Raw genomic sequence first — 22,828 nt, forward strand, 5'->3', positions numbered from 1 at the left:
ACTTGCTATGGAGAAGGCGGAGATTCTGTGGCATTTCATACCTTCGGTGGAGAAAGATCATCCGTATTTAAAGGGAAATTTAAGCCCCTAAGCGCAGATGAAATCCGGGCTCTGGATTTCAAGCAGCTGCCGGCAACCCCGGAATTTAGCCAGGAGAGCAGGGAAGATTATCTTGAAAAAATCAACCGGGCAATTGGTGTAGTTAACGAAAACCAGCTTCAGAAAATAGTCATCGCGAGGAAAATCGGGGTTGATTTTAATGATATAAATATCTCCGAAAGCTTCCTCAATCTTTCCAAAAATTATCCCAATGCATTTGTGTATTTTTTCCGGGATGAGAGCCAAAGCTGGATTGGTGCATTTTCCGAACTTCTCGGGAAATTTGATAAAAAAAGCCAAAAGTTTACCACTATGAGCCTTGCGGGAACCCTGCCCGTGGAGGAGCAGTGGACTCCGAAAGAAATTGAGGAACAGGCACCCGTTACAGATTTTATCTTAAAAATTCTGCGCCAATACGCTGATGATGTAGAGGTTTCCGAAACCTATGATCACATTTCGGGCAGCATCAAACATCTCCGTACAGATTTTAGTGCGGACATCAATCTTGAGGATCTCGAAACTCTTATTTCTGAGCTTCACCCTACGCCTGCGGTCTGCGGATTTCCTAAAGACCTATGTAAATCCGCAATAAAGTCCCTGGAGAATTTTAACCGCGAACTTTACGCCGGCTATTCCCGAACGGAGACGGAAACTGCAGTTTATTATTTTGTAAATCTGCGTTGCGCAAAACTTTTTAGGAATCGAGCGATGCTTTTCGCCGGCGGGGGAATAACCAGCAAGAGCCTCCCGCAGAAGGAGTGGCGCGAAACAGAGCTGAAGTCCCGTGCCATACTGGATAATCTCGCTATCTTTTAGCCCCCAACTGAGACCAGGTGTTCATCACCACCGTCAGCAGCATCCCGATGAGTGCTGCAGCGATTGAGAATACAAATTTGGTATTTTCAGTATGCATTATTCCCAGTTGCCAATCGAAAAAATAAAGGTTGGCAGCTATAATTATTGCAAAAATTATTAAAAATACTTTGTAAACCGTTTTCATTTATTATATTTTGATGCGAAGTATGCAAATTAATTAAATTCGATATAAGTTTGTACCAATTGTGCAAAATTAGCAGTAAAAAGTTTGATAGAAATAGCCAGAAGGATAATCCCGAAGACTTTCTGGAGTACCTGCAGGGTACCTGCCCCGAGCTTCTTCTCAATCCAGTCCGCAGATTTCAAAACAAGGTAAACGATAAGGCAGTTGATAATGATAGCAAGGATAATGTTAATATCGTGATACTCAGCACGGAGCGAAAGTATAGTGGTAAGCGTGCCGGCACCGGCGATCAGGGGAAACGCTATGGGCACTATGCTCGCTGAGGAGGCTTCGGTATTTTTCTGTATTTCTATGCCCAAAATCATCTCCAGTGCAATTACGAAAATCACGAGTGCTCCCGCTATGGCAAATGAGTTTACATCAACACCGATAAGCCCGAGGATCTGCTTCCCGATGAAGAGAAAGGAAATCATAAGCACGCCAGCAACAATCGACGCCTTTTCCGCCTCTATTCGGCCAAATTTCTGCTTTAGGGAAACGATGATCGGCACTGAGCCGATGATGTCGATGAGGGCAAAAAGCACCATGGTGCAGGTGAGAATTTCGCGGAAAGAGAGCTGTTGCAGCATACAGTTAATTTTTCGCAAAAATAGAATATAATTGGTAAAAATTACTTAATCTGAGAAAAAATATCCTTAGCTTCTTCAAGAAGGTAAGCTGGAGTATCAGCCTCTCTCATCGGGGAATATTTCTCGATTTTTACTCGGCTGATCAGCTGGGCATAGCGCTGAGCAAGGGCGTATCCATATTTATCCTCAAGATACTGCGCAGTATTCTGGCGATATTTCCGTACCAGGAACTCGTTTACTTCAAAATCCATCGTATAGAAAGTTTTGAAAAATTCCTCAATGTTTCCCTCCCTGATTAATTTCGAAAGATATTCCAGATCGGCAGAAATATCCGGAGCCTGCCGATCGCGCAAAAGTTTTTCCGTTTCGGCAAGGCTTAAAGCGCTATCTTCGCCCTGGGGAACTTTCGCTCTGGATTTTCGGAAATAATAAAAACCTGCACCCAGCGCCCCCGCCGCAACTGCGAAAATACCAAAATTCCCCAGCACGGTGCTCCAGCTGATCCCCTCATCCCGGTCTATTATCAGTTTCCGCGTCCCAAGCACCGGAGTTTCTACGGTTTGCAGTACGGAGTTGGAATAGTCGTTCACGCGCTGCATCACAGCCGTATTACTGCCCACTGCTTCCTCCTGCACCTCCACTATCAGCGTTTTCCCGCTAATTTCTTTATACTCGCCGCGTTTTGGGTTAAAAAAAGTTAAACCCTCTGTTCCGATACTGAGCATTCCCGACTTTTTGGGTACCACGATATAGTGCGCCGTGTACACCCCGCTTTTCCCCATTTCAGTGTCTATCAGCTCTGTGCTGATTTTCGGTTTGTAGAAAGTATAGTCATCCGACTCCAGAAGCCCCGGCAGCTTATCTACGCTGAGATTTCCCTCGCCCGATACCTTCAGGTAGATATCAATCGGCTTATTGAGCGGCACTTTTTTCCGGACATTTTTGCCGGTGAGCGACATCTTGTAGCGCCCTACGGTTTGGTCAAAAGTTTTCGGTGCCTTCCCGGGCAATGTCTTCACCACCAATTTTTGCTTATTGGTAAAGAGTTTCACCGGCTTCTGCTCCGTGCGGTATTCCGCCATCACGGGGTTCAGCTCTATTTCTCCAAGTTTGTCGGGAATAATCGTGAGTACCGCTATCACCTGGGAAGCCATTTTACTCTCCTCGTCCTGCTCTATCTCCGCCTTTTCGAGGGATACGGGCGTTACCGTGACGCCGGACTGTGCCTGCCAGTGCACCTTCCCCACATTTCTGAGTTTGTTGTAATCTGTGCTGTAAGCGCGTACTGTAGCCACAACCGGCTGATTTTCAAAGGTGTTTTTACTATTGAGGTGCATCGCGAGGTGCACCTGCCCCCCCTCCTGGCGCGCCGGTTTTTCCGGCGCCATATTTTCCCGAACCAGGATATCGATGGGCTCAGTCTTGTAGCGCACCCCGCTTACATCCACCATTGCGGAGCCTATGCGCTGCCTGCCTGGGTTTTTAGGAGAAATCACCCACTGATAGACTACTTGGTTCACAGCTATTTTCTTTGCGGGATCAATGAAAGCGTTGCGCTCAGAAGCATTCCCCACCACCTGAAACTTCGAAAAATCAGGAAGATACAGGGGCGATTCTTGCACCAGATCCTGCCCCTCTATCCTCAGCACAAAATTTACCGTGACCTGCTCGCCAACCCTATACTCCCTGTCCTTCACAGCGGTGATGAGCGTAACCTGCCCCTGCGCTATGCCGGCAAAAAACAAATAGAATATGAAATGTAAACTTCCCCTCACCAGTCTTTCGGCCTGCTCCGCGGCGCGGAATAGGCATTGTTGTTTAAAATTTTTCTCGCAGTTTCGCGCTCCTTATCTCCTGCGCGGTTCAGCAGCTGGTCCTCCAGCTCCTTCGGCATTCCCCTCCTCTCTTCGCCATTGTTTTGCGGCATTCTCCCGCTGCCGTCCCTGCCATTCTCGCCGCCGTTCTCGCCGCCATCCTGAGGCGTTTGCCCTTTGCCGTCCTGCGGAGAATCGCCATTTTTGTTGTCCTGAGATTTATCCTGATCCCGTTGTTCAGGCTTATTTTTTTTCTGCTTCTGCTCCTGTTTTTTTATCGCAATCTGGTAATTCTTCCTCGCCGCCTCATTAAACTGATCCATCTTCAGAGCTTTTTTGTAAAACTCCGCAGCCTCCATATTCCTGCCCGCCTGCATCAGAGCATTCCCGCGGTTGTAGGTTGCGGCAGCTTTGTCTTCCCGGGTTTTGGCAAGGTTTTCTGCCTTGGCATACTCCGCCTCCGCCTCGGCGAACATTTTTCTTTTGTAAAATGAATTTCCCAGATTGTAGTGCGCGGCAAAATCATTGGGCTGCTGCCTCGCCGCATCGCCGAATTTTGAGGAAGAGCCTTCGTAATCCTTATTCCGGAATGCCTGGTTGCCTTCAAAAATCAGGGCATTATAGTTCTTCTGGGCAGTAGCCAGCCCGGAAGATATTAACGAAAAAAAGAGAAACAACCTGTAAAGATGCACCATATTCAGGATGCAAATTTATTTGATTATGTGTTAAAAAACCACCTCTCCTACTGTTAAAATAGGGTTAAAATGAGCAAAAAATTTTGGCAGAAAATCTGGTTTAAAAATTCAGATCTCTCTTTGGGTTGGTAAGATAAAGCACGAAAAAGAGCAGCAGCGACACGCCAAGAAAATATTGATAATAATGTACAGGATTCTGCGATTTTACCATAATAGAGGAGTCCGACGACTGCTTGGCAACTTCCGCTGCCAGCTTCTGCACCGCCTGTTCCATATCATTGCCATCGATGTATTCTCCGCCCGTGGCAGCTGCCATTTCCTTCAGGGCAGATACGGCACGGCGGGAAATCACCGTATTCCCGTTCATATCGGTTTTGTAGCCCATCAGCTGGCCGTAGAGGTATTCCGGCACCGGCGCGCCTTCTTCCGTGCCTATGCCCACTGCTATTATCTTTATACCCTCCTTTTTTGCGAGTTTCGCCGCCTCGGCATCATTGCCTTCATTATCCTCCCCATCGCTGATGAGGATTACCTGCCTGGCACCAGGAGGGATTTTTTTAAACTTCTCTGCCGCTGTCTTTACAGCCTGCAGGAAATCCGTTCCCTGTACTTTCAGCACGCTGGTCTCCATCGCCGATATGTAATTTTCTGCAGCTGCGAAATCGGTGGTAAGCGGCATTACACTGGCTGCCTGCCCGGCGAAAACCACGATGCCTACGCGGTCGTTCTGGAATTTATCCAGGGAATTGGTGATAATGTTCCTCGCCTGTGCCAGCCGGCTGGGCTCTACATCTTCGGCATTCATTGAATTGGAAAGATCCAATGCAAACACTAGATTGTTTACTTTCTGTTTGGCAATGGCCTCCTCGCTGCCTGCAAGGAAATCAATTATCGAAAAAATTAGAAATAGCAGCGCAGCTAAATAGAGCATCGGGAAAAGCTTTCTGAAACGCCCTGCCTTCCCGAAAATTGCCTCTCGAAAGCGCGGCTCGGCGAAGGCATCCTGCTTTGCCTTCCGCCAGCGGATGAAGCGCAGAAGCAGCAGCCCAGCCAGCGCGGGCACCAAGAGCAGAAGGAGATATCGGTAATTGTCAATATAAAAATTCATTATTGCAGTGTCTTAAAAACTACCCAGCGCAGCAGCGCGTCCAGCAGCAGCGCGAGGAGCGCTACCCAGAGAAACGGGCGGAAATACTCCGTGTAGCTGTAGAGCTTCCGGCTTTTTACATCGCTTTTTTCCAATTGGTTGATCTCCTGATACACTTCCGCAAGGCTCCTATTAGTAGTCGCCCGGAAGTATCTGCCGCCCGTCATCGCAGCGATATCGCGCAGCACACCTTCATCAATTTTCACCTCGGTATGATTGAACACCAGATCTCCAAAAACATCGATCGCGGTGGGCATCAGCGCAAAGCCATTGGTACCAATCCCGATGGTGTAAACCTTAATCCCGTTGTTTTTCGCAACTTCCGCGGCGGTGTGTGGCGGCATCGCGTTCGCGACGGTGTTCACGCCATCGGTCATCAGGATTACGATTTTGCTTTTAGACTTACCGTTTTTCAGGTGGTTCACGGCGGTAATGAGCCCCTCACCTATCGCCGTGCCAGGCTCAAGCTCCATCGGGTTCAGCAGATCCAGCTCTTCCTGCATCACATCGTGGTCGGTGGTTACGGGCACCTTCGTAATGGCCTCGCCGGAATAGGTCACCAGCCCGATGCGGTCGTTCGGCCTCTGCCTTACAAAATCCTTGGCGATGCCCTGCAGGGCGGTGAGGCGGTCCGGATCCAGATCCCGGGAGAGCATGGAGAGCGACACATCCACGGTGAGCATAATGTCGACCCCCTTGTTATCGTCCTGAGCGCTCATCACCGTAAAGCTTCTAGGCCTAGCCATGGCGATTATCATTGAACTGAGGATGATATATTTTAAAAGTTTCAGCAAAGCCAGCGCCCCCAGGATACCGGCAGATTCCTGCATGCCGGCGGTGGCCGGTACGGGAATACCCTTTCTCTCGCGCGCGGAAATATCCCGCAGAAATAGCGGAATCATCAGGGCGAAAAGCAGCAGAAACCACGGGGAGTGAAATTCAAAATTCCCGAATCTAAACATCCTGCCTAAGGTTTTGAAGTTCCAAATCTTTTGATGATCTTTTCACAAAGGCTTTAATATTCTCAAAATCCTGAACTGCCTGCTGAGGCTCGGGGAATATTTTTGCAAATTTCGCATTGTCTCCGCGCAGCAGAACACCAGAGACAGCTTTTTCGTTTTCTTCAGAAATCGTACTGTTTTTTTGCAAATATTCAATTAAATCTTCTGTGAGAAGCACCTCAGCGGGAAAGTGGTACTGGGTGGAAAGAAAGTGGCGCGTAATTTCTATTAAACCCACATAAAAACTGCGGAAATCCCCTGCCTGCAGATAATTTTTTTTCCTTAAATCTTCCAGCTGCCGCAGCGTGGAGTTGGTGGCTCGCACTTCCGGGCGGCGCATTTTCTTTCCATAACGAAGTATTTGCCATATTGCGACAGCCAACGCCACAGCAGTGAGCGTCGCGAGAACATACCATTTGTACATCTCCCAGTAGTCGCGGATGCCCAGCGGCAGCTCCTTGTTGTTCATTATATCGATGATGGGGTCGCCCGCCTGCGCGGGATTGGTCACTTTAATCTCGTAAGGGATGGTGCTGATTTTTCGTCCGTCGATCACGAAATCCAGCGGCGGTATTCGGAAATCCCCCTCCTGGAAAATTGAGAATTCCACAGTGCGCTCGTACAGATCCTGCGACCGTATGATGGAATCCTTTATAACTTCAAAATGAAACGGCAGCAGCTCGTTCTTTGGTGCTGCAGCTACATCTTTAGCGTTGACGCCATCTATTTTTATCCGGTAAACATTGGGCTCGCCAACCTCCACAATGTTCTTGTCCAGGGAGGAATAAAGGGTTTGGCCACGAAGAGAGGCGGCAAAGGAAAAAATAAATAATATGTAAATGCGAAAAAGCTTCATTTTCCTCAGCTTTTTTGAAAAAAACGGTAAAGCTCGCGGGCATAGTCGCTGCCCGTAGCCAGATTAAGGAAAGTAGCGGATGCGGATTCGAACTCGCTGCCAAGCATTCTCACCCTCTGCTTCTGCTGCTCGGCAAAATTATACCGCCACCTTGGGCTGGAGGTATTTGCCCAAAATTCTCTGCCGGTTTCCGCATCGCGCAGCAAGGCATAGCCTACATCAGGGATTATCTCGTCTTTTTCATCGAAAATCCTTATGGCGAGGAGCGCGTTTTTCTTGGCTGCAATCTTCAGGATTTTCCTGTCAAAATCTTCTCCGAAATCGGAAAACAAGAATAAAAAACCTCTCCTGCGGTTAAGTTTTACGGCGAGATTCAGGGCTTCATCGAGATTTGCCGCGGCAGGCCGATAGTCGGCAGAGAGGATGCTAGCAATGATGGTAAGAATGTGCGAGCGCCCCTTCTTAGGCGGAATGATTTTATGAACTTTATCCGAATATAAAATCAGCCCCACCCTGTCGTTGTTTGCCGCGGCGGAGAAGCCGAGACTTGCGCAGATCTCCGCCACGAATTCCCTCTTCAGCGCCGTTTTAGTTCCATAGTCCATCGATGCCGAAACATCCACCAGGAAGAAAACGCTGAGCTCCCGCTCTTCCTCCATTACTTTCACAAAGGTATCCTGGAATCTTGCGGTTTTATTCCAGTCAATCCTGCGAACCTCGTCTCCCGGCTCATATTGGCGCACTTCGGCAAAGCTCATCCCCTGCCCCTGGAAGGTGCTCCGGTATTGCCCCATCATCGCGGCGTGCGTTCGCCTGCGGGTGCGGATTTCTATCTGGCGTACTTTTTTGAGGATTTCCCTGATTTCCAACTGCAACTTTTTGCTTTGAGGATTAAAAAATTAAGGCGCCTGAATTTTCGCAAGAATCTGAGACACAAGGTTTTCCGCCGAAATATCTTCCGCCTCCGCTTCATAAGTAAGGCCTATGCGGTGGCGCAGAACATCCACGGCGAGCTCCTTCACATCTTCCGGGATTACAAATGCCCTATTCTTCAGAAATGCATTGGCTCGGGCAGCGATGGCAAGGTTGATGGACGCTCGGGGAGATGCGCCGAAGGAAATGTAATTTTTTAAATGCGGCAAGCCGTACCGCTCCGGGTAGCGCGTAGCGAAAATCATATCGAGGATATAGGTCTCTATTTTTTCATCAAGGTAAATCTGGTTGATGAGCGCCTTGGCATCCACCACATTCTGCAGCGAAATCACAGGCTGGATCTTCGGCTGATGCGCAGTGGAAACCATCCTCATCACCTTTCTCTCATCCTCCAGCTCGGGGTAGTCTATCCGGCACTTCAGCATAAAACGGTCGCTCTGCGCTTCCGGCAGCGTGTAGGTACCTTCCTGATCTATAGGGTTTTGCGTAGCCAAAACCAGGAAAGGCCGCGGCAGCGGAAGGGTTTCCTCCCCGATGGTTACCTGCTTTTCCTGCATAGCTTCCAGCAATGCCGACTGCACCTTGGATGGTGACCGGTTGATCTCGTCTGCCAATACGAAATTCGCAAAAATAGGCCCTTTTTTTATGGAAAAATTATTTTCCCTGATGTTATAAATTTGCGTGCCTACCACATCAGCAGGCAGGAGGTCCGGCGTAAACTGTATGCGGGAAAATTCCCCGTGTACCGCCTCTGCCAAAGTTTTGATTGCGAGCGTTTTCGCAAGCCCGGGTACGCCTTCCAGGAGGATATGCCCGTTCCCCAAAAGGCCGATCAGCAGGCGGTCCACCATATACTGCTGCCCGATTATGACCTTATTGATCTCCTGCCTTAGGAGGCTGAAAAAATAATTCTGCTCGCGTACGCGTTCAGTCAGCTGCCGAATATCATCGGACTGATTTGCTTCTGCCATTTTTTTATTAAAAAATAAGTGGTAAAATTGCGATAATTCCCGCTATTAATCAAGCTGGCAAAGTCTAATTTTGGTTAAAATTTGTTAAAGCCAATTAACGCTCCTGCCAGATTTTCTAAAACTCCCTCGGAATCTTAATATGCAGAACCCAATTTTGAAGCCTGATTTCCGTTGCCGAATTTACAAATCTATTGATTTTAATTTTCTAAAAACTTTATCCTTACTTTTGGAAAAAGTTTCCCGATGAATTTTCATTTCCAGGCGCACCGGCAGATCAGACTAAACCTCCGCCAGCTGCTGCGCGAGACCCCTACGGAAGACCTTCTGCTGATCCCGGACGGATTCAATAACAATATGTACTGGAACATTGCGCACAGCGTGGCCACGCAGCAGCTGCTGCACTACTACCTTAGCGGGAACCCCTTCCGTATAGATAAATACTGGATCGAGACTTACAAAAAGGGTACGCTGCCGAACCTGAGCGTAAATGCATCCGAGATTGAAGATCTGGATTTTTTGCTGACGGAGACATCGAAGATACTGCTGAAGGACTATGATGCGGATTTCTTCCCGGAATACCAGAAATATACCACCAGTTTCGGGCTGGTACTGCACGACATTCAGGAAGCCATTATCTTCAACAATATGCACGAATGCCAGCACTACGGCTACGCGCTGGCGCAGAAAAGGGCCATCCTCGGCGAGAGGAGCTGGGAGGAGTGATCCATATTTTTAAAAAATCCCGAAATTTGCGAAAAATTTACATTTGAATAAGGAGAAAAAAGAAGACTTCATTTTCGGGATCCGCCCCGTGATGGAGGCTCTGGATGCTGGGAAAACTATTGACAAAGTTTTCCTTCAGCAAGGCCTCCAGGGGCAGAACTATGCCGAGCTGAAAGCCCTTCTGGCGAAGCAGAAAATAAAGCCGAACATTGTGCCCCCCGAAAAGCTGAACCGCTTCACCCGGAAGAACCACCAGGGCGTGGTGGCATTCATCTCAGATGTTCCTTTTTACAAAATTGAGGATGTGCTGCCGGGTATTTTTGAGCAAGGGGAAACTCCCTTCCTTCTCATCCTGGACAGGCTTACGGATGTACGGAATTTCGGGGCGATATGCCGCACGGCGGAGTGCACGGGCGTTCACGCCATCATCATCCCGGAGAAGGGCGCGGCGCCGGTAAATTCCGATGCGATAAAAACTTCTGCGGGTGCCATTTACAACCTTAAAATCTGCAAGGAAAGCAATCTCGCGCACACTCTGGACTACCTGCAGCAGAGTGGCGTCCAGGTTTTTGCGGCTACAGAAAAGGCCGAAAAATACATCTATGATGCCGACCTGCGAGAGCCCTGCGCCATTGTAATGGGGAATGAGGAGGCGGGAATCTCGAAGGAAGTTCTGCATCACGCCGATGAAAAAGTAAAGCTGCCCCTCCTTGGCAAAACGCAGAGCCTGAATGTGTCCGTAGCGTGCGGAGCGATCCTCTACGAGGCGGTACGGCAGAAATCCGGCGGCGGAAATTTAAAATAAAAAATCTCCGGCTCTCCTGCAGAATTCGGCATAGAAATAGCAGAGTTGCCAATCTAAAAAAAATCATCAGAATGAAAAAAATAACAGCAATCGCGCTGATCGGCATAGCTCTCACCGGGTGCAAAAAGGACGGGCAAACCGCCAGCAAGGAGACGAATAAAGCAGGAAAAGCCAGTGCAGAAGCGCCCGCAAATACGGAGCGGACGGAGGAGCCTGCCCCCGAGATAGCCGAAGTGAAGCCCGCTATTTCCGACTCTGCGGGGGTCTACACGCAATCTTACAAACTGGTGCCGGGGCAGAGCTACCCGCTGACGACTTATACGAAAAATGTACAGACACTTACCGCTCCAGACGGCAAGGCGGTCTCCGGAACTTCGGAGGCGACTGACGAGATGAGCTTTAGGGTGAATAAATTTGAAAATAATATTTATGACATCACGATAAACCTCATCGGGAAGAAGAATTCTGAAACAGCGAACGGGCAGAAAATTTCCATAGATACCAACTCCCCCGAGCCGAAGGACGAGAACCTGAAACTGATGTGGGCGGTGAACAAGGCACTGGCTGGCAACCAGCTGAAAATGATGATGAAGCCGGATGGCACAGTGCTGTCCGTTTCTGGTTTTGACAATATTTACACTAAGGTGGAAAGTGTGATAAAAAAACACCTGAAAAGTGCCGAACAGCAGCAAAATTTTATGGCTGGTTTTAAACAAAGTTTAAGTGATAGGTCGCTAAAAGAGCAGCTGGAAAAGAACTTGAATGTTTTACCAAAAAAGGGGGCGAAAATCGGGGAAAGCTGGACGCACACGGAAAATGCCTCTCCTGATGGCTCCGTAAAACTTACTACTACCTACACTCTGAAATCGGTAGATGATACCAGAGCTATCCTCAGCGTATCCGGAGGGATTCCGAAGAAGTCTGACAAGCGTAGCAAAGACGGGATGACGCACAGCATCAGCTCGGAAATGAGCCAGAGCGGCACGGTAATTTTCGACCGGAATACGGGGTGGGTCTACAATCAGAACATCGCCGTGAAGACTAGCCAGAGCGAAAGCATCTCGGATGGGAAACAGAGCCAGACGATAAAAAACAATGCGGTGACCACAGTAATCGTAAACCCGGGTAATAAATAGACGCCATGAAATACATCCTGGAACTTATCCTGAGTACTGCCATCGTCTTCTTTGTTTGGAACTGGCTGCAGGGCTTTTTTCCCCAGAGAAGATTCAGCAGGAAACCGAAGGAAGAAAATTTTCCGAAAGGAACTTCGGGTAAAATCAAGTGGGATGCGGAGACGGCTGAGTACGAGGAAATTCCTAATGAACCGAACAATACAAAATAAAACCGCGGGTTCGCGGTCTTTTTTTTGGCGACTGCCAAAATCCACAGAATTGCGGATGGCGCGCATACTTCGTAATTTTGCCCTATGAATTCTGAGCTGGAACTTCAATTGAAATCTCTGCCGAATGAACCGGGCGTCTACAGATATTACGACAAGAACAATCAGCTACTGTATGTAGGAAAGGCTAAGAACCTGAAAAACAGGGTATTATCTTACTTCAACAAAAACCTTTCCGGCTACAGAACGCGGATAATGGTAGGGAAAATACACCGGCTGGAAACCACGATAGTACCAAGCGAGTACGATGCCCTGCTGCTGGAAAACAACCTGATAAAGGAACATCAGCCCTTCTATAATGTAAATATGAAGGACGATAAAAGCTACCCGTGGATCTGCATCAAGAACGAACATTTCCCCAGAATCTTCCTGACAAGAAGGGTGATAAAAGACGGCTCCGAATACTACGGCCCTTACGCCAAGGTAAAGCCAGCCAGGGTGCTGCTGGATACGATAAGGCACATCTACAAAATCCGCACCTGCAACCTGAACCTTAGCCCAGAGAAAATAGCCGAGGGAAAATACAAGGTGTGCCTGGAGTACCACATAAAAAACTGCGCCGGGCCGTGCGAAATGCTGGAAGCGGAGGACGAATACAACCGGAAAATCAATGCCATCCGTGGAATTATCAAGGGGGATTTCCGCTTGGCGAAGGCCTATCTTACGGAGGAAATGATGCGCTACGCCGAAAACCTGGAATTTGAAAACGCACAGCTCGTGAAGGAACGGATGGACCTGCTGGAAAACTACCAGGCGAAGCATACCGTGGTAAACCCAGCGGTAAACGATGTGGATGTTTTCGGGATGGCGAGTGATGAAACGGCTGCCTATGTCAATTATTTCAAAATTCAGAATGGGAACATCATCCAAAGCTACACTACGGAAATAAAGAAGGTGCTGGAAGAAAGCGACGAGGAAATCCTAGAAGAAGCGCTGATAGAAATCCGGCAGAAATTCGCTTCAGAATCAAAGGAAATCCTGTTGCCATTCCACCTGAATTTCGAAATACCTGGCGTGAAATTCATAGTGCCGCAAATTGGCGATAAAAAGCGTCTGGTAGAGCTTTCCGCACAAAACGCGAAGGAATACCGCATCGAAAAACTGAAGCAGATCCAAATCGTAGATCCCGATAGGCACACCAACCGAATAATGGCAGAGATGCAGAAAAACCTGAGAATGCCCGAAGAACCGAGGCATATAGAAGGCTTTGACAACTCGAACATTCAGGGCAGCAACCCTGTTTCAGCCTGCGTGGTTTTTAAGGACGGCAAACCGAGCAAGGCAGATTACCGCATCTTCCATCCCAAAACTGTGGAAGGGCCGAACGACTTTGCCACGATGGAAGAAGTGATCTTCCGCCGCTACAAAAGGTTGCTGGATGAGGAAGAGCCTTTGCCACAGCTCATCGTGATAGATGGTGGGAAGGGCCAGCTTTCCGCCGCAGTAAAATCGCTGAAGCAACTTGGGCTGTACGGCAATATCACAGTCATCGGCATTGCGAAAAGGCTGGAAGAAATATTCTTCCCAGAAGATCCCATTCCGCTATATCTGGATAAAAAATCTGAGACGCTAAAAATCCTGCAAAGAGTGCGAGACGAAGCGCACAGGTTTGGCGTAAGGCACCACAGAACGCGCCGGAAAAATTCAACGATAAAAACCGAGCTGGACGAAATTCCGGGCGTTGGTCCGAAAAGCGTGCAGCTGCTTTTCACGAAGCTGAAATCCGTGAAGCGCATAAAGGAAGCACCGCTGGAAACGCTGGAAGAAATCCTGGGCAAAAGCAAAGGAAAAGTGGTGTGGGAGTATTTTAATGGGTAAGAGCCCAGAGCCAAGGAAAAAGGAAAAAGGCAAAAGGTAAAAGGTAAAAGGTAAAAGTGTCGTCCCGCTGAACTTGCCGAAGCGTTTAAATTTTTCAATCTAAACCTTAAAAATTTTTTGCCCTTCGACAAGCTCAGGTGACAATCCGCTCAAACTTAATCTCCGCCTAAACCTCAATCTCAACCTTAACCTAAAACTTAACCTCAGCCCAAACCTTACTTTTTATTTCGCCCTTTTATAAACCGTTCTCGCAAAATTGCCGTCGTTTGTTGGGATTTCGATGATTAAATCATTGCCATCGAAATAGCCCAGCGCAAAATTGCCGTTTTCCAATTTGCAGTGGTAAACATCGCGCTTTCCGGACTGCGTGAAAGTTGCAAAAGGCACAGAACTGGAAGCGTTCGACAAGATAAATTGTTTGGAATTGAGATTGATTCTGCTGAGAGAAATGGTGCCATTGCTGTAGATTTCCGCTTTGGAATTCGTGGTGGAATTCGGTTCCGTTTTCGCCGGCGTTTCAGCTATCTTCGGAGCTTCGGTTTTGGCAAAATCCTTCTGCACAGGCTTCGATTCCGGAAGGCTGGCAAGCGCCTTGTTCAGCGCATCGGGATAGCCGGTGTCGTAATCCTTATCGTTGGAAGCGCCCGTGAAACTTGCGATTTGCCTGCCATTACAATCCGAGAAATTCACGGTGATTTTATTCTTCAGCAGGCTGGAAGAATTGGCGATTTCTGCGCTGAGGACATTGCAGTTGTTCTGCGCTTCGGCAGGCCATTCCTGCTGCTTTCCTTCCAGCACGGCATAGTTTTTCGCGTTCAGTTTTTGCTTCAGGATTTTCGGTAGGCCGTAATCATTTTTTCGGAAGTCCTTCATTTCGGAAGGCACGGCAATGTATTTGTAATCCTGAATTTGCGCCGAGAAAAGCGGGGCGAAAAACAGCGGAAGGTATGCCAACTTTTTCATTGGGAAAAAATTTTCGTAAAGATAGGAAAAAGAGCCAAGAGCAAATTGCGTTTCATTGCTTCTACCTTAAAATTTTGCCCACCCTAAGACTTAACCTAAAACTTAATATCAACCTTAACCTAAAATTTTATAATATTGCATTAAATTTGCTTGAAGGATTTAACCTAAACATTATAAATTTATCAAAAAAAAAGAATTATGAGAAAAATTTTGCTAATGGCATTAAGCCTTGTTTTCGCGAATGTTTTCGCGCAAACCAACCGCTTCGTTTATGAATACAAAAGCAAAAAACCGGATTGGAACAACTACACCCAACTCTATATGGCGCTGGATGTAAACCCTGATGAGACGAAGTTTTACGATTATAAATTCATCGAGACGGACTCTCTCACAAAGAAAACGCCGGGGCATAACTTCCGCACGAACTCACAGAGCGGACAGGTGCTGAAGCGGAAGAGAAATTCCAACGAAAACATTTCTTACCTCACCAACAACCGTGGCGATTATTTCCAGCTGAAAACCAAGGACGAAATGAAATGGAAGCTGGGCAAGGAAACGAAAACGGTGGACGGCTACAAGCTGCAAAAAGCGGAAACGGATTTCGGCGGAAGGCACTGGACGGCGTGGTTTGCCCACGATGTGAACATCAACGAAGGGCCGTACAAATTCCGCGGCTTGCCCGGCTTAATCTTCGAGATTTCCGATGATGAGCAGCTATTCATCTACAAACTTGTGAAGAACAAGATGCTGAAGGAAACCTACAACACTACGGATTTCGTGGAAACGCACTACGGCGCACAGCCAATAGCGGTAAGCTGGAAGCAGTACGAGAAAATAAAGCTGGATGATTATGAAAATCCGTTCGAGAATTTGATTCGGGTTTTGAAAGATGGCGGCACGGTAACGATTGACAATCAGCCGATTACATCGCCTACACAGCTGGACCAAAGAAGGCTGGCACAGCAGAAAGCGATAAGAAACAGCCAAAACCCACTCGAGAAAAACATGTGGATAAAGTATCCCGAGAAGTGATTTTGTTTTTTTTTAGTTTTGCAGAAAAGTGGCGATGCAGTATTTGAAGGATTCTCAGGGAAATACAACCGGCGTTTACATTCCGGCGGAAGAATGGAAGGTAATTTCTAGTGATTTCCTTGGCGAAGATTTAACCGACGAAATCCCGGAATTCCACAAGCCAATTTTGAAACAGCGGCTGGAAGAACTGGATAGAGACGGTGCGGAAGGCACCGGGCTTGAAGCTGCAATGCTGAGCCTGAAGAAAAAGTATGGATTTTAGTTGGAAATCCATCATCCGTCCATCAGCTTATCTGGACATCGAGGAAGCAGCGGATTATTATTTTGCCATCGAGCCAAAATTAGCGCGGCGTTTCATCATCAGTTTTCATAAAACCGTTGAAAAAATCCTTGTAAATCCTTTAGGCTACGAAATAAAATTTAGCGGGAAAATCCGCACTGTACTTGTCAAAAATTTTCCTTATAAAATTTATTTTGTGGTGATGGATGAAACCGTAGTAATTCTCGCCGTGCTTCACGCCAAAAGTTTGCGCGAAAAACGTTTCTTAGATTTGTAATTTAATTTTAAACTCTTAAACTTTGGTTTGCTATTTTTGCGAGACCAAAGTTTTTTTATGCAAAAGAACCAACGAAACTGGCTGTACATTCTCGCTTGCCTACTGCTTTTCGTGCTGCTGGGCTTCATTTATGCTAACCCTGTGCTTTCCGGGCAGAAGCTTTTCCAGCACGACATCATCCAGTACAAAGGCGGTGCGAAGGAACTGCTGGATTACCGCGAAGCGCACGGCAAGGAAACCTACTGGAGCAACAGTATGTTCGGCGGAATGCCCACTTATCAAATGGGTGCCCGTTTCAGCGGCGATGTTATCAACAAAATTGACAATGTGCTGAACATTTTCCCGAAACCTGTAAACTACCTGTTCACGCTGTTTGCAGGCTTTTTCCTTCTGGGAATGGTGGCCGTGCGAAACTGGAAGTACGCACTTCTCGGCGCTTTATTCTTCGGGCTTTCCACCTATTTCTACATCATCATAGCGGCAGGGCACAACGGCAAAGTGCACACCATATCGTACTTTGCACCGCTTTTAGCCGGTATCTTGCTGGTTTACATCCGCAAAAAATATTTGCTCGGTTTCATCGTCACCGCTTTATTTATGGGGCTTCAGGTGGCTGCCAACCATCCACAAATGACCTATTATCTGTTCATTGCGCTGGCATTTCTGTTCATTTCAGAGTTAATCCGCGCCATTCAGAAAAAATCCTCGTGGAAGCACTTCCTGATTTCCACCGGAATCGTGGGCATCGCCTGCGTTTTGGGTGTTGGGATGAATGCACAGCGCCTGATGGCGAACGCTGAATATGTGACAGAAACTGTGCGCGGAAAGAAAATATTGCAGGATGAAGGCGGCTCTTCCACAAAATCCGGGATGGATAAGGAAAGTATGCTAATGTGGAGCTACGGCAAAATGGAAACGCTTAACTTATTGATACCCAGACTGATGGGTGGTGCAAGTGATGAGCCAGGTTCGGAAAAAATGATGCAGGAGATATCGCAGATTGTGCAAGACAATGTAAAATCTGAAAACGAGTTACAGAACATTTACCGCGGCCTTCAAAGCCCGACTTACTGGGGTGAGCAGCCGGGAACTTCCGGACCGGCTTATCAGGGTGCGGTGGTGATTTTCCTGGCATGTCTAGGGTTTTTCTTCGCACCGAAAAATTACCGCTACTGGATTTTAGCCGCCACAATTCTCACCATAATGCTGGCCTGGGGCAGCAATCTAATGTGGCTATCCGATATCTTCATCGAATTTGTGCCGCTGTACAACAAGTTCCGCGCGCCAAGTTCCATACTTGTAGTACCAGAATTATTGTTGCCATTAATTGCAATGGTCGGGCTTTATTATTTTTTCCAACCCAATGAAAATCAAAAAATTACAAAAAATGAAAAGCTGAAATTTGAAGCAGAAAGTAATGCTAAATTCATCAATCTGAAAGAAAACCCGAAAGCTAAAACGCTGGTTTTCCTGACTGCTGGATTTGTAGGATTTTTGCTTTTGCTGATGATTTTTGGGAAACCTATTTTAGGTTTCTACAGCGAGAATGAAAAGACTTACCTTCCACCCTATCTGCTTGATTATCTGATAGATGAGCGCCACAGAATGTTTCAGGCAGATACTCTGAAAGCCATAATTTATATCGTGATAACCGCCGCTGCGATGCTCCTTGCTGTTTCCAAAAAAATCTCAGGGAATGTGGCGCTTATTGTCATTGCACTCGTGAGCACTTTCGATTTGTGGACGGTGAATAGGCGCTATTTGAACAATGATAATTTCGTGGAAAAAGTTTTCGCCGATCATCCTTTCCAAACTGAATTCGATGAGCGTATGATGGAAAATCCCAAACTTGAACCACTTTTAGCAAGCATCGGAATCAACAGACGCCTTGAAGAAATCGCAGAAAAAGACCAGAATCATTACAGAATTTACAATCAGGCTTTGGGCACTTTCAGCGAAACAAACACCTCCTATTTTAAATCTTCGGTGGGTGGATATTCTGCTGCAAAGCTTAGGCGGTACGATGATTTAATCGGGAAATACTTTTCGCCGAAGGATTCCATCGAAGAAAAAAAGACGTTGGAGATTCTTAATATGCTGAACGCCAAATACTTTGTGCTTGGCACTGAAAGTGGACAGGTGATTGCCAATCCGAACAACAATGGAAATGCGTGGCTTGTTTCCGAAGTTCAGTTTGCTAATACACCAAACGAAGAAATTGAAAAAATCGGTGAAATCGACACTAAAAAATTCGCAATAATTTCGGCAAATGACAAGGAATATTTCAATGGGAAAAATTTGCAGCGTGATTCTTTGGCGAGCATCCAACTAACAAGCTACCAACCGAATGAGTTGCATTTTAAAACTAACAGTTCCACATCACAACTGGCAGTTTTCTCAGAAATATTTTATCCGCACGGCTGGAAAATGTTTTTGGATGGTGAGGAAGTGCCGTACATCAAGGCGAATTACTTGCTTCGTGCGCTGCACATTCCAGCCGGAAAGCACGATGTGAAAATGATTTTCGAGCCGGAAGTTTTACAGCGCGGCAAACTTTTTTCCTGGATCTCCTTCGGTTTATTTTTAGCGCTGAGCCTTGCCGGAATTTTCTATTTCAGAAAACAGAAAAATTTTGCAAAGTAAAAAAGTCCTCATCGTCACCTACTACTGGCCGCCTGCTGGCGGACCAGGTGTTCAGCGCTGGCTAAAGTTTGCGAAATACCTTCCGGAGTTTGGTTTCGAGCCAGTAATCTACGCACCGGAAAATCCAAGCTACCCGATTTCTGACGAATCACTTTTGAAGGAAGTGCCTGAAAACCTGAAAGTTATAAGAAAAAAAATATGGGAACCGTACCGTTTTGCAGAGAAATTAAATCCGCAAAATAAAAAATTTAAAGCTGGGCAATTTGATGTCGGGAAACACCAATCCTGGAAATCAAAACTTTCAGTTTGGATTCGCGGCAATTTTTTCATTCCGGATGCAAGAGTTTTCTGGGTGAAGCCATCCGTAAATTTTCTGAAAAGGTATTTAATTAAAAATCAAATAGATACAGTAATCACAACCGGTCCGCCACATTCTTTGCATCTCATCGGATTAGCATTGAAAAAGGCAAATCTCAAACTAAAATGGATTGCAGATTTCCGTGATCCCTGGACAGAAATTTCATACTATAAACATCTGAGGCTCAGCAAGCTAGCCAATTCCATTCACCATAAACTTGAGCGGAAAGTTTTTAAAACTGCCGATATTACAATTGCCACCAGCTTTACAGATGCTGAGAAATTCAGAGAAAGAGGCGCAAAGTCTGTGACCATAACTAATGGTTTCGATTTTGTACCAGGAGTTTCAAATTATAAAACTGAAAAATTTACGCTGAGCTATATCGGTGTTTTGGAGCAATTACGAAATCCTGAAATTTTATGGCAGATCTTAGAGAAATTGATAAAACAGAATGCTGAATTTGCCAATGATTTTCAACTCAAATTTGTCGGCAAAATAGATGAGAAAATTTTACAGGATTTGGAAAGAAAAATTTTAAAAAACCACATCAAGAATTTGGGTTATCTTTCTCACGACGAATCCTATCGGGAAATGCAAAGCTCTGATTTACTGTTAATTACAAATTTCCCCCAGGAAAATTCCCGTGGAATCATTCCCGGAAAACTTTTCGAATATTTGTCAACAGGAAACCATATTATTTCCTTCGGACCAAAAAATGCAGATGTTGAAAAAATTCTTGAAAAAACAAATTCTGGAAAACACTTCCAATTTAATGATTCCGCAAAGATTGAAGAATTTATCTTAAAAACCTACAATCAATGGAAATTAGGAAATTCTCAAAATAAGACGAGCAATATTGAAGAATTCTCAAGAAGAAATCTCACGAAAAAATTAGCGGAAGTTTTGAACGGCTTATCTTAAAGCCAGCCCATTTCCTTCATCCAATCATCGTTGTAAACCTTGCCCACATACCGCGAACCGTGATCGTGAAGTAAAACCACAACTACATCATTTTCAGTAAATTGCGACTGCATTTGCTTGATTGCCGAAATCGCACTTCCCGCAGAATATCCGCAAAAAATCCCTTCTTCCTTTGCTAATTTTCTCGTAAATAGTGCGCCATCCTTGTCAGTTACTTTTTCGAAATGGTCAATTACTGAAAAATCATAATTCTGCGGAATAATATCTTCACCGATGCCTTCGGTAATGTAGGCATACGCATTTTCCGGCCTGTATTCACCGGTTTCCTTGAATTCTTTCAAAATCGAGCCATAGGTATCCACACCGATAATTTTGATGTCCGGATTTTTTTCCTTGAAGAATTTTCCGCAACCTGTTATCGTTCCGCCGGTTCCTGCACCCACCACGAAATGCGTGAGCTTCCCTTCAGTTTGCTCCCAAATTTCCGGCGCCGTTTGTTCGTAATGAGCCTGCCGGTTTGACAAATTGTCATACTGATTCACATACCAGCTGTTCGGCGTTTCATTTGCAAGTCGCTGAGAAACAGAGTAATACGAGCGCTCATCATCCGGTGCCACATCATCTGGGCACACCACAACTTCCGCACCCATAGCCTTCATCACATCTACTTTTTCCTTCGACTGTTTATCGTTCGTCACGAAAATGCAGCGGTAGCCTTTCACGATGGCAGCTAGCGCCAAACCCATACCGGTATTGCCGGAAGTCCCTTCAATAATGGTTCCGCCGGGCTTCAGCCTTCCGTCTTTCTCTGCATCTTCCACCATTTTCAGCGCCATCCTATCCTTCACAGAATTTCCAGGATTAAAAGTTTCGATTTTTGCCAAAACAAGCGCAGGAAAATCATCGCCCAAAACTCGGTTAAGCTTTACAAGTGGCGTATTCCCAATGGTTTCAAGAATATTATTTGCGTAATTCATTCGGAAAATTTAAAGCCGCAAAGTTATCGCTTTAAAATTAACTGTAGCGAATTGAGCGTACGGGTGAGATTTTGCTGATGAGATAGCTGGGCAAAATCAGTGTAAGAGCCGATATAATCAGCATCCCGAGCGAAATGGAAAGGATAAGTATCGGATTTAAGTCCACAGGAACTTCGCTGACATAATAATTTTCCGGATTGAGCTTTATTATGCCAAAATATTTCTGAAGCAGAAGCAAGCCAATCCCGATGAGATTTCCGAAAAGCAGCCCAGGCAGCATGATGATAAGTGTGTAATAAATAAAAATCTGCCGTATGCAGCGGTTATTTGCGCCCAAAGTTTTTAGGATCCCGATGCTGTTGGTGCGCTCGATAATGAGAATCAAAAGCACCATTATAATGTTGATTATTACCACCGCAAGCATTATCCCGATGATCAGCGCTATATTGACATCAAAAATACTGATCCAGTCCACTATCTGCGGGTAATTGTCTGTGACTTTTTCAACATAATTTTTGTAGCCAGCCAATTGCTGGATCTCCGCTGCAAGTCTGTCTGTCCCGGAGCGGTTGTCCAGGAAAATGTCGTAACCACCAACATCGTCATTGCCCAAACCTGTAATTTTTCTGGCGTGATTAATACCTCCAATGATGTAGAGATCATCAATCATTTTGATGTCGGTGCTGTAAATCCCAGAGATACGGAATTTTCGGTACAGCGGCTTCTGGTCTTCTTTCGAGAAAATCGCGACCACGCTGTCGCCCACTTTTTTGCCTAAATCCACAGCAATTTTTTGCGAAAGCACGATATTCCCGTTGAATCCATCTTCTGTGACCTGAGGAGTCTCCCCCGCTACCAAGAATTTTTTGAACCGTGCGTGGTCAAAATCTTTACCGACTCCCTTGAAAATAATCCCGGCAAAATTGTCTTTCGTGCGCAGGATCCCGCTTGCGGTTACAAACTTCTGCATTCCTTCCACCCCCTGCAGCCGTTTTATTTCAGGAAGATTCAATGCCTCCGTACTGAGGGCGGAAGAGTTGTACGAGGTATTAGACCGGGTAGATTTCAGCATAAGCTCGCCGGTGAAATCCGCCAGCCGGTCCCTGATAGCGTATTTGGAACCAAGCCCCGTAGATACTGTAATGAGGGAGACGATGACGCCCAACGCTACGGAAAGCCTCCCGATAAAGATGATAACCCGCGAAAGGTTATTTTTAGAACTTTTCGCTAAAGCAATTTTATTGGCGTAATAAAGTGGAAAACTCAAAATCCAGGAAATTTAATCAAAATCTGGTCCCCTGCCGGAGTCTCTGTTTTTATAAAGTATAAAAAGCCCTATGCTGAGGCCCAACACGCCGGCTACGGCATTCAACAACGCCCTCGGAAGGCGGTCGGGAGCTTCACTACCGAGGTAATTCATCAAAAATACGATGATAAATGTAAGCACTGACACTACGATATGATTTCTGCCAAAGAGTTTCATT

At 46.2% G+C, this 22,828-nt stretch carries 24 protein-coding genes; 11 read left to right on the forward strand and 13 right to left on the reverse strand.

What is annotated here, in order from left to right; translation table 11 throughout:
- The first annotated feature begins 27 nt into the window (after nucleotides 1–27).
- Nucleotides 28–915: a chorismate-binding protein gene (locus BUB43_RS07050; protein WP_260200507.1), complete on the forward strand. Its 888-nt coding sequence runs from the start codon at nucleotides 28–30 to the stop codon at nucleotides 913–915.
- Here BUB43_RS07050 and BUB43_RS07055 read toward each other — a convergent pair.
- The 9 genes from BUB43_RS07055 to BUB43_RS07095 form a co-directional block, all read right to left on the reverse strand.
- Complete coding sequence (locus BUB43_RS07055; protein WP_073179627.1) at nucleotides 905–1,099, reverse strand: hypothetical protein; 195 nt, start codon at nucleotides 1,097–1,099, stop codon at nucleotides 905–907. The genes BUB43_RS07050 and BUB43_RS07055 overlap by 11 nt on opposite strands.
- Nucleotides 1,100–1,128: 29 nt before the next feature.
- Nucleotides 1,129–1,728 carry a MarC family protein gene (locus BUB43_RS07060; protein ID WP_073179629.1) on the reverse strand — a complete coding sequence of 200 codons (600 nt, stop codon included), beginning with the start codon at nucleotides 1,726–1,728 and terminating at the stop codon, nucleotides 1,129–1,131.
- Between the two features lie 41 nt (nucleotides 1,729–1,769).
- Nucleotides 1,770–3,473 carry a BatD family protein gene (locus BUB43_RS07065; RefSeq protein ID WP_073179631.1) on the reverse strand — a complete coding sequence of 568 codons (1,704 nt, stop codon included), beginning with the start codon at nucleotides 3,471–3,473 and terminating at the stop codon, nucleotides 1,770–1,772.
- 26 nt (nucleotides 3,474–3,499) lie between these two features.
- Nucleotides 3,500–4,237 carry a tetratricopeptide repeat protein gene (locus BUB43_RS07070; RefSeq protein WP_083541199.1) on the reverse strand — a complete coding sequence of 246 codons (738 nt, stop codon included), beginning with the start codon at nucleotides 4,235–4,237 and terminating at the stop codon, nucleotides 3,500–3,502.
- A gap of 100 nt (nucleotides 4,238–4,337) precedes the next feature.
- A complete protein-coding gene (locus BUB43_RS07075; protein WP_073179633.1) occupies nucleotides 4,338–5,345 on the reverse strand; it encodes a vWA domain-containing protein in 1,008 nt (335 codons plus the stop codon).
- The gene (locus BUB43_RS07080; RefSeq protein WP_073179642.1) at nucleotides 5,345–6,346 is read right to left on the reverse strand and encodes a VWA domain-containing protein; all 1,002 of its coding nucleotides are present in this window, start codon (nucleotides 6,344–6,346) and stop codon (nucleotides 5,345–5,347) included. Before BUB43_RS07080 ends, BUB43_RS07075 begins: the two co-directional genes overlap by 1 nt.
- The gene (locus BUB43_RS07085; RefSeq protein WP_073179644.1) at nucleotides 6,339–7,241 is read right to left on the reverse strand and encodes a BatD family protein; all 903 of its coding nucleotides are present in this window, start codon (nucleotides 7,239–7,241) and stop codon (nucleotides 6,339–6,341) included. Before BUB43_RS07085 ends, BUB43_RS07080 begins: the two co-directional genes overlap by 8 nt.
- Before the next feature lie 5 nt (nucleotides 7,242–7,246).
- Entirely contained in the window at nucleotides 7,247–8,110 is an 864-nt protein-coding gene (locus BUB43_RS07090; RefSeq protein ID WP_073179858.1) for a DUF58 domain-containing protein, read from the reverse strand.
- A 30-nt stretch (nucleotides 8,111–8,140) separates the two neighbouring features.
- Complete coding sequence (locus tag BUB43_RS07095; RefSeq protein WP_073179646.1) at nucleotides 8,141–9,145, reverse strand: AAA family ATPase; 1,005 nt, start codon at nucleotides 9,143–9,145, stop codon at nucleotides 8,141–8,143.
- A gap of 243 nt (nucleotides 9,146–9,388) precedes the next feature.
- On the opposite strand from BUB43_RS07095, the gene BUB43_RS07100 reads away from it, so the two are divergent.
- The 5 genes from BUB43_RS07100 to uvrC all read left to right on the forward strand — a co-directional run bounded on the left by BUB43_RS07100 (nucleotide 9,389) and on the right by uvrC (nucleotide 13,893).
- Nucleotides 9,389–9,868: a DinB family protein gene (locus BUB43_RS07100; RefSeq protein ID WP_073179648.1), complete on the forward strand. Its 480-nt coding sequence runs from the start codon at nucleotides 9,389–9,391 to the stop codon at nucleotides 9,866–9,868.
- A 43-nt stretch (nucleotides 9,869–9,911) separates the two neighbouring features.
- Nucleotides 9,912–10,673, forward strand: a complete 762-nt coding sequence (rlmB, locus tag BUB43_RS07105) for a 23S rRNA (guanosine(2251)-2'-O)-methyltransferase RlmB (RefSeq protein WP_260200513.1) — start codon at nucleotides 9,912–9,914, stop codon at nucleotides 10,671–10,673.
- 71 nt (nucleotides 10,674–10,744) lie between these two features.
- Nucleotides 10,745–11,809: a DUF6263 family protein gene (locus tag BUB43_RS07110; RefSeq protein ID WP_073179651.1), complete on the forward strand. Its 1,065-nt coding sequence runs from the start codon at nucleotides 10,745–10,747 to the stop codon at nucleotides 11,807–11,809.
- Between the two features lie 5 nt (nucleotides 11,810–11,814).
- Nucleotides 11,815–12,018, forward strand: coding sequence for a hypothetical protein (locus tag BUB43_RS07115; RefSeq protein WP_073179653.1), 204 nt, complete (start codon nucleotides 11,815–11,817; stop codon nucleotides 12,016–12,018).
- A gap of 84 nt (nucleotides 12,019–12,102) precedes the next feature.
- Entirely contained in the window at nucleotides 12,103–13,893 is a 1,791-nt protein-coding gene (uvrC, locus tag BUB43_RS07120; RefSeq protein WP_073179654.1) for an excinuclease ABC subunit UvrC, read from the forward strand.
- Nucleotides 13,894–14,115: 222 nt separating this feature from the next.
- Here uvrC and BUB43_RS07125 read toward each other — a convergent pair whose 3' ends face one another.
- Nucleotides 14,116–14,856, reverse strand: a complete 741-nt coding sequence (locus BUB43_RS07125; RefSeq protein ID WP_073179656.1) for a hypothetical protein — start codon at nucleotides 14,854–14,856, stop codon at nucleotides 14,116–14,118.
- Between the two features lie 216 nt (nucleotides 14,857–15,072).
- Between BUB43_RS07125 and BUB43_RS07130 the strand changes: the two genes are divergently transcribed.
- Genes BUB43_RS07130 through BUB43_RS07150 form a run of 5 tightly spaced genes read left to right on the forward strand, consistent with a single transcriptional unit; the run spans nucleotide 15,073 to nucleotide 20,367 of the window.
- Nucleotides 15,073–15,888, forward strand: coding sequence for a GLPGLI family protein (locus BUB43_RS07130; RefSeq protein WP_159430234.1), 816 nt, complete (start codon nucleotides 15,073–15,075; stop codon nucleotides 15,886–15,888).
- Nucleotides 15,889–15,922: 34 nt separating this feature from the next.
- A complete protein-coding gene (locus tag BUB43_RS07135) occupies nucleotides 15,923–16,150 on the forward strand; it encodes a hypothetical protein (protein ID WP_073179660.1) in 228 nt (75 codons plus the stop codon).
- Complete coding sequence (locus BUB43_RS07140; protein ID WP_073179662.1) at nucleotides 16,140–16,445, forward strand: type II toxin-antitoxin system RelE/ParE family toxin; 306 nt, start codon at nucleotides 16,140–16,142, stop codon at nucleotides 16,443–16,445. Before BUB43_RS07135 ends, BUB43_RS07140 begins: the two co-directional genes overlap by 11 nt.
- A 57-nt stretch (nucleotides 16,446–16,502) precedes the next feature.
- Entirely contained in the window at nucleotides 16,503–19,088 is a 2,586-nt protein-coding gene (locus BUB43_RS07145) for a YfhO family protein (protein WP_073179664.1), read from the forward strand.
- Nucleotides 19,078–20,367: a glycosyltransferase family protein gene (locus tag BUB43_RS07150; protein ID WP_073179860.1), complete on the forward strand. Its 1,290-nt coding sequence runs from the start codon at nucleotides 19,078–19,080 to the stop codon at nucleotides 20,365–20,367. Before BUB43_RS07145 ends, BUB43_RS07150 begins: the two co-directional genes overlap by 11 nt.
- Here the strand turns inward: BUB43_RS07150 and BUB43_RS07155 are convergent.
- Genes BUB43_RS07155 through BUB43_RS07165 form a run of 3 tightly spaced genes read right to left on the reverse strand, consistent with a single transcriptional unit; the run spans nucleotide 20,364 to nucleotide 22,827 of the window.
- Nucleotides 20,364–21,344 (reverse strand): PLP-dependent cysteine synthase family protein, encoded by a 981-nt coding sequence (locus tag BUB43_RS07155; protein ID WP_073179666.1) that lies wholly within the window; start codon nucleotides 21,342–21,344, stop codon nucleotides 20,364–20,366. The two genes, BUB43_RS07150 and BUB43_RS07155, sit on opposite strands and share 4 nt — an antisense overlap.
- A 37-nt stretch (nucleotides 21,345–21,381) precedes the next feature.
- On the reverse strand, nucleotides 21,382–22,611 hold the full coding sequence (locus tag BUB43_RS07160; RefSeq protein ID WP_073179667.1) for an ABC transporter permease: 1,230 nt from the start codon (nucleotides 22,609–22,611) through the stop codon (nucleotides 21,382–21,384).
- Nucleotides 22,612–22,623: 12 nt separating this feature from the next.
- A complete protein-coding gene (locus BUB43_RS07165) occupies nucleotides 22,624–22,827 on the reverse strand; it encodes a hypothetical protein (RefSeq protein ID WP_073179669.1) in 204 nt (67 codons plus the stop codon).
- Between the last annotated feature and the right edge of the window lies 1 nt (nucleotide 22,828).

This window comes from Cruoricaptor ignavus, assembly GCF_900141665.1.
GTDB classification, from domain to species: domain Bacteria; phylum Bacteroidota; class Bacteroidia; order Flavobacteriales; family Weeksellaceae; genus Cruoricaptor; species Cruoricaptor ignavus.

Excerpts from the sequence above, each read along its gene's own strand:
- BUB43_RS07055 (WP_073179627.1), bottom strand. The coding sequence starts at position 1,099 with ATGAAAACGGTTTACAAAGTATTTTTAATAATTTTTGCAATAATTATA.
- BUB43_RS07060 (WP_073179629.1), bottom strand. The coding sequence starts at position 1,728 with ATGCTGCAACAGCTCTCTTTCCGCGAAATTCTCACCTGCACCATGGTG.
- BUB43_RS07070 (WP_083541199.1), bottom strand. The coding sequence starts at position 4,237 with ATGGTGCATCTTTACAGGTTGTTTCTCTTTTTTTCGTTAATATCTTCC.
- BUB43_RS07075 (WP_073179633.1), bottom strand. The coding sequence starts at position 5,345 with ATGAATTTTTATATTGACAATTACCGATATCTCCTTCTGCTCTTGGTG.
- BUB43_RS07080 (WP_073179642.1), bottom strand. The coding sequence starts at position 6,346 with ATGTTTAGATTCGGGAATTTTGAATTTCACTCCCCGTGGTTTCTGCTG.
- BUB43_RS07085 (WP_073179644.1), bottom strand. The coding sequence starts at position 7,241 with ATGAAGCTTTTTCGCATTTACATATTATTTATTTTTTCCTTTGCCGCC.
- BUB43_RS07095 (WP_073179646.1), bottom strand. The coding sequence starts at position 9,145 with ATGGCAGAAGCAAATCAGTCCGATGATATTCGGCAGCTGACTGAACGC.
- BUB43_RS07100 (WP_073179648.1), top strand. The coding sequence starts at position 9,389 with ATGAATTTTCATTTCCAGGCGCACCGGCAGATCAGACTAAACCTCCGC.
- BUB43_RS07110 (WP_073179651.1), top strand. The coding sequence starts at position 10,745 with ATGAAAAAAATAACAGCAATCGCGCTGATCGGCATAGCTCTCACCGGG.
- BUB43_RS07115 (WP_073179653.1), top strand. The coding sequence starts at position 11,815 with ATGAAATACATCCTGGAACTTATCCTGAGTACTGCCATCGTCTTCTTT.
- uvrC (WP_073179654.1), top strand. The coding sequence starts at position 12,103 with ATGAATTCTGAGCTGGAACTTCAATTGAAATCTCTGCCGAATGAACCG.
- BUB43_RS07125 (WP_073179656.1), bottom strand. The coding sequence starts at position 14,856 with ATGAAAAAGTTGGCATACCTTCCGCTGTTTTTCGCCCCGCTTTTCTCG.
- BUB43_RS07130 (WP_159430234.1), top strand. The coding sequence starts at position 15,073 with ATGGCATTAAGCCTTGTTTTCGCGAATGTTTTCGCGCAAACCAACCGC.
- BUB43_RS07135 (WP_073179660.1), top strand. The coding sequence starts at position 15,923 with ATGCAGTATTTGAAGGATTCTCAGGGAAATACAACCGGCGTTTACATT.
- BUB43_RS07140 (WP_073179662.1), top strand. The coding sequence starts at position 16,140 with ATGGATTTTAGTTGGAAATCCATCATCCGTCCATCAGCTTATCTGGAC.
- BUB43_RS07145 (WP_073179664.1), top strand. The coding sequence starts at position 16,503 with ATGCAAAAGAACCAACGAAACTGGCTGTACATTCTCGCTTGCCTACTG.
- BUB43_RS07155 (WP_073179666.1), bottom strand. The coding sequence starts at position 21,344 with ATGAATTACGCAAATAATATTCTTGAAACCATTGGGAATACGCCACTT.
- BUB43_RS07165 (WP_073179669.1), bottom strand. The coding sequence starts at position 22,827 with ATGAAACTCTTTGGCAGAAATCATATCGTAGTGTCAGTGCTTACATTT.